The 4027-nt window shown below is 48.4% G+C and carries 7 protein-coding genes; 2 read left to right on the top strand and 5 right to left on the bottom strand.

The genetic code is table 11. The annotated features are described in order from the left end of the window. Positions 1-184: 184 nt before the first annotated feature. The 5 genes from AC13CY_RS15680 to AC13CY_RS15660 form a co-directional block, all read right to left on the bottom strand. Positions 185-475: a hypothetical protein gene (locus tag AC13CY_RS15680; protein WP_483052782.1), complete on the bottom strand. Its 291-nt coding sequence runs from the start codon at positions 473-475 to the stop codon at positions 185-187. A gap of 2 nt (positions 476-477) precedes the next feature. Beyond that, positions 478-672, bottom strand: coding sequence for a DUF1737 domain-containing protein (locus AC13CY_RS15675; RefSeq protein WP_172515565.1), 195 nt, complete (start codon positions 670-672; stop codon positions 478-480). A gap of 12 nt (positions 673-684) precedes the next feature. After that, positions 685-1206: a hypothetical protein gene (locus tag AC13CY_RS15670; RefSeq protein WP_483052781.1), complete on the bottom strand. Its 522-nt coding sequence runs from the start codon at positions 1204-1206 to the stop codon at positions 685-687. 122 nt (positions 1207-1328) lie between these two features. Next, a complete protein-coding gene (locus tag AC13CY_RS15665; protein WP_483052780.1) occupies positions 1329-2033 on the bottom strand; it encodes a hypothetical protein in 705 nt (234 codons plus the stop codon). Between the two features lie 12 nt (positions 2034-2045). Next, the gene (locus tag AC13CY_RS15660) at positions 2046-3110 is read right to left on the bottom strand and encodes a ParA family protein (protein WP_483052779.1); all 1065 of its coding nucleotides are present in this window, start codon (positions 3108-3110) and stop codon (positions 2046-2048) included. A 212-nt stretch (positions 3111-3322) separates the two neighbouring features. Between AC13CY_RS15660 and AC13CY_RS15655 the strand changes: the two genes are divergently transcribed. Next, the gene (locus AC13CY_RS15655) at positions 3323-3634 is read left to right on the top strand and encodes a BrnT family toxin (RefSeq protein ID WP_054641813.1); all 312 of its coding nucleotides are present in this window, start codon (positions 3323-3325) and stop codon (positions 3632-3634) included. After that, positions 3609-3881, top strand: coding sequence for a BrnA antitoxin family protein (locus tag AC13CY_RS15650; RefSeq protein WP_054641814.1), 273 nt, complete (start codon positions 3609-3611; stop codon positions 3879-3881). The genes AC13CY_RS15655 and AC13CY_RS15650 overlap by 26 nt, the downstream gene beginning before the upstream one ends. The last annotated feature ends 146 nt before the right edge of the window (positions 3882-4027 follow it).

The raw sequence follows: 4027 nt of genomic DNA, 5'->3' as shown, positions 1-4027 counted from the left end.
GAATGGTCTGTTCCAAGCGGCTCGGTCACGGGCACGTGGCTACCGGAACGAGGCCAACTTTATCGCCATGATCTACCTGATTGGCAGCCCGGTGGGCCGCCTATTCGATCAGGCCAAATCCACGTGAAGTGACGAAGAACCAATGAATTGTTAGGCCGCTGTGCACTAGCCTACCAACCAACTCCTAGAACAAATACGCAGCCACGGCGGCTGCCGGCGGCATAAATGCGAAGAGCAGGACAACGCCAAGGCATCCCGAGCTGCTGGATGAAGCTGTTGGCAACTCCGATTCCTTTCTCCAGACTAATGCCTGACCGTACATAGGAAGCAAGGCGTTCTTCGGATACTTTATCGACAGTGGTCCTTGTAGTTCCCAGCCCATTTCGAGGCGTTCATTGACCTTGCGCACCAAGGCATCCTTGCTTGGTGCAAGTTCAATGGTGTACTTGCGAACGGAAGGCGGAGTGGGTGTCATGCTCAACCCGCGCCGGTGCCAAGACCCTTTACGAGGGCTTGCCCGTACATTGGCAATACCGCATTTGCTGGGTATTCAATACTTAAGCCTCCCTGCGGGGTCCAACCTGCCTCAATCAAGCTATTGACCTCATCTAGCAGTTTATCCTTGCTCGGAGCAATCACGACTGTATATTTGCTATTGGACTCGGTTGTCACGTTTTATCTCCTTTAAGTGCGGTCACCTATTGCCTGCTGGTAATCACAAATTGACTGAGCAACTGTACGCGCACCTGGCAACCCGAGCCACGGAAGAGCTGAGCTAATTCTAGAAGCGGCCACAAGAGTCTGCCCTTGGCTTACAAGCGAAGAAACCTCAGAGTAAAGATCTTTGGGAATTGAAATATTGGAATCGCCAATTGGAATTGACACCGTATCCCCGGACTGATCGAATCTACCACCGCGCGTTTGGCTGAGGTAGAGCTTTGCCTTTTCCTGCTTTATGACCTCATCAAGCTTCCCCAGCAAAGTCTTGAAGTTTGCAAGGTCGTCTTGACTGAGAGAGATCAAGTGAGTAGCACGGCGCTTGTCTGTAGGGTCGGCCACAGAGATGTAAACGCGGTCTGTCTCTGGCGTGTAACCAAAGGATATGGCGCCAGTCTCTGCGAACAGAGTGTCGACGTGGACGGTCGTTCTTGTGTTCATTGGCTGAGGTTCCGAGAATGCTTGGTAGCGGCCTAACGTCTGCAGCATGCGCGCCCATGGAATGGAGCCGGAGGCGCAATGTAATGGGCGTCGCCGTGCCTGCACTGGTTAGGCTGCCTTTTAAACGCTACATGCTTTTGTCAGTGGCCATTTATTTTATCCCACCTGGGTCACTTTAATTGGCCATCAACACCTTTCTCGATATTGCCGCCAGTAAACCTAGGTGGAGTCAGCTCCGTGCCAAGTACAGCATCTGAATAGCTCGAAAGCCACATTCCCTTTTCACGTAATGAAGGTTTTTTACTAGCAGTCAGCCCCGACACAATCCCGACAATTGAGGTCGTCAACTTTTCCGTTCCTTGATCTTTGAAGAGGCCGAGATAGTCGACAAAGACTAAGCCGTCGTCTTCTTTTATTAGAAATTTTGGATATTCATCTTGGTCGGGATATATAAGATCAATGAGGTCTCGTGATACTACAACACGCGGAAAACGTGCAACGGTGCTTTCCACAAGATATGCATCAATAAGTCCAGCGCTGAAAGTGAATGTTCCATTTGAGAAATGTTTGTTAACGGCGATACCCCCGCGGCAGATCAGACCTTCGTCCAATAACAATCGTTGATATTCTGCAACCTTGGTCGCAAACCACTCAAATCCATTTACCTCGAACGGCTTAGCCACAACAATTGAGTCTGAAAATTGCGTGACTGTGCAATAGGGATCATCTTTGAAAATATTTCCTGCGCTTTGATGACAGCGAAATAGCTTACCTAGATGCGGTTGGTTTTCACTAGTAACGTCCGACCCCACCATTGCCGTGAAACCTAGGATATCTAAAAAAGCGACATAGTGTTGCTTAAGCTCAATGGCCATTTCAATCCAGCCTTAATTCAGTTTTTCTAGGACTGCAGTTATTTCTCCGAAGAGTTCTTTGTAGTCATTCATTCTTCTTTGGGCTTGTGTCCAATTATTGCCTGCCCACGGCTTACCGGTTGGAGTAATCCGCGCGGTATCTGTCTGCTGGAGACTGAAAACAGCTTTTCCAACTTCCTGCATCAGTGGCGCCAACTGATTGAAGTCAGGTACTTTAGCAACCACCGGATTGATGGACGTTGGAAGGTAAAGTTTCGATGCCTTACTATGCTTATCAAAAACAGGTTTCAACTGCTTCGTTATTTCGGTTGGAAGGCGATCCATCCATAGTTTGAAGCCCGGTTTCGGTGCTCCAGCATAAGATTTAAAAGCCTGAACTATGGCTCCCAAAAATGCTGGCGTGCCTGGTCTAATTGGAAGGCCAAGGTCTTCATATTGTTTCTTAACTAGCGCGTGCTCAGACATCCAACGGTCCACGATCTTTGCTAAAGTGCCCACTGCTTGTACATTAAATCGATCAGGTGCAACCGGAATAAAAAATGCGTCACACACCAGAAAGAACGAACGAGTAAGCGCGCCCGAGCTTGGGCCTACATCAATAAATATGTAGTCTAATTGTAATTGTTCGGCTAGCCTCGACAAAAAATCACCGGTAGCAATATATGTACGCATAAGATTTGTACGCATTGCTAAACGCTGGAGATGAGCTTCTGACAGTTCATCTTCAATTGAACTGAGGTCTACTGAACCTCTTAGAAGCTGAAGATTATCGCCAATATTTACTGTCTCAATTTTGTCAATATCAATAAAGGCTGCATCCCCCTCAATACGCTGATTGAGCGCATCAAGTAGACTTGTGCCAGGAAGTTCAGGAACATTTTCAGCGTGAGACTCCGCTGCGTCCGTGTCAATTTGTTCGATAAGCGGGGCCAACGCTATCTCAGTGAGATTACATTGGGGATCTGCGTCGACCATCAAGACCTTTTTTCCCTTCTCCGCCAGATAAGAGGCCAAATTGAAGGTCGAAGTAGTTTTAGATACGCCACCTTTATGATTGTATAGAGTAACGATTTTCATAGATTTTTTCCTTATGAGTTTTCTCGATCGATGAGACCTCAATAGTCGACCTGAGCAGAGTACAAATTTTATAGGTGCAGGTTTGACGTTGCCTAACGCCTGCAGCATGCGCGCCCACGAAATGGAGCCGAGGGCGCAATGTAGTGGGCGTCGCCGTGCCTGCATTGGTTAGCACTTGTTGACGCCTGCGTATATGCTGATAATATACTTTTATGATCAATTGGGCACAAGTTACTGGCTTTGACTGGGACGAAGGCAACTCCCGAAAAAACGTGGAGAAACATGGCGTAAACCAGTCCGAAGCGGAAGAAATTTTCTTTAATGAGCCGCTTCTGGTGTTGGAGGATTCCAAACACAGCCAGACTGAGGCCCGTTTTCATGCTCTTGGTGAAACAGATGACGAGAGATTGCTCCACATCACGTTCACACTGAGGCAGAACGGTACGCTGATTCGGGTGATTTCCGCTCGCGACATGCACCGAAAAGAGAGGGCTGTTTATGAGCAAGCCAAAAAAGATGCCTGAGTTCAAAACTGAAGCAGAAGAACGGGAATTCTGGGAAACTCACGATTCCACCGACTACCTGGATTGGAGCCAGGCCAAGCCGGCATCGTTCCCGAAGCTGAAACCATCAACCAAGACCATCTCACTCCGGTTGCCGGAAACTCTGCTTGATCGGATCAAGATCGAAGCCAACAAGCGGGACATGCCTTATCAATCGCTGATCAAGGCTTGGCTTGCGGATGATGTAAACGACAGTCGTCGGACATGAGGTGCTAACGCCTTGCTCACCGGAAAATTGGGCGCGCAGCGAGTAATTTTTCCGCGTGGAGCAACTTGTTAGCTCTCAATCTATCGGGCTATTTGATGGTAAAGTACGCAACACCGGCCGCCGCCGCGATAATCAGCATCACTTTT

The sequence above is a fragment of the Vreelandella sp. L-15 genome (genome assembly GCF_056857635.1).
The sequence above is the reverse complement of the archived record's forward strand: the minus strand, read 5'-3'. Positions and strand labels throughout refer to the sequence as shown.

Coding starts and splice junctions, on each gene's coding strand:
- AC13CY_RS15680 (WP_483052782.1), bottom strand. CDS start 475: ATGACACCCACTCCGCCTTCCGTTCGCAAGTACACCATTGAACTTGCA.
- AC13CY_RS15670 (WP_483052781.1), bottom strand. CDS start 1,206: ATGCTGCAGACGTTAGGCCGCTACCAAGCATTCTCGGAACCTCAGCCA.
- AC13CY_RS15665 (WP_483052780.1), bottom strand. CDS start 2,033: ATGGCCATTGAGCTTAAGCAACACTATGTCGCTTTTTTAGATATCCTA.
- AC13CY_RS15660 (WP_483052779.1), bottom strand. CDS start 3,110: ATGAAAATCGTTACTCTATACAATCATAAAGGTGGCGTATCTAAAACT.
- AC13CY_RS15655 (WP_054641813.1), top strand. CDS start 3,323: ATGATCAATTGGGCACAAGTTACTGGCTTTGACTGGGACGAAGGCAAC.
- AC13CY_RS15650 (WP_054641814.1), top strand. CDS start 3,609: ATGAGCAAGCCAAAAAAGATGCCTGAGTTCAAAACTGAAGCAGAAGAA.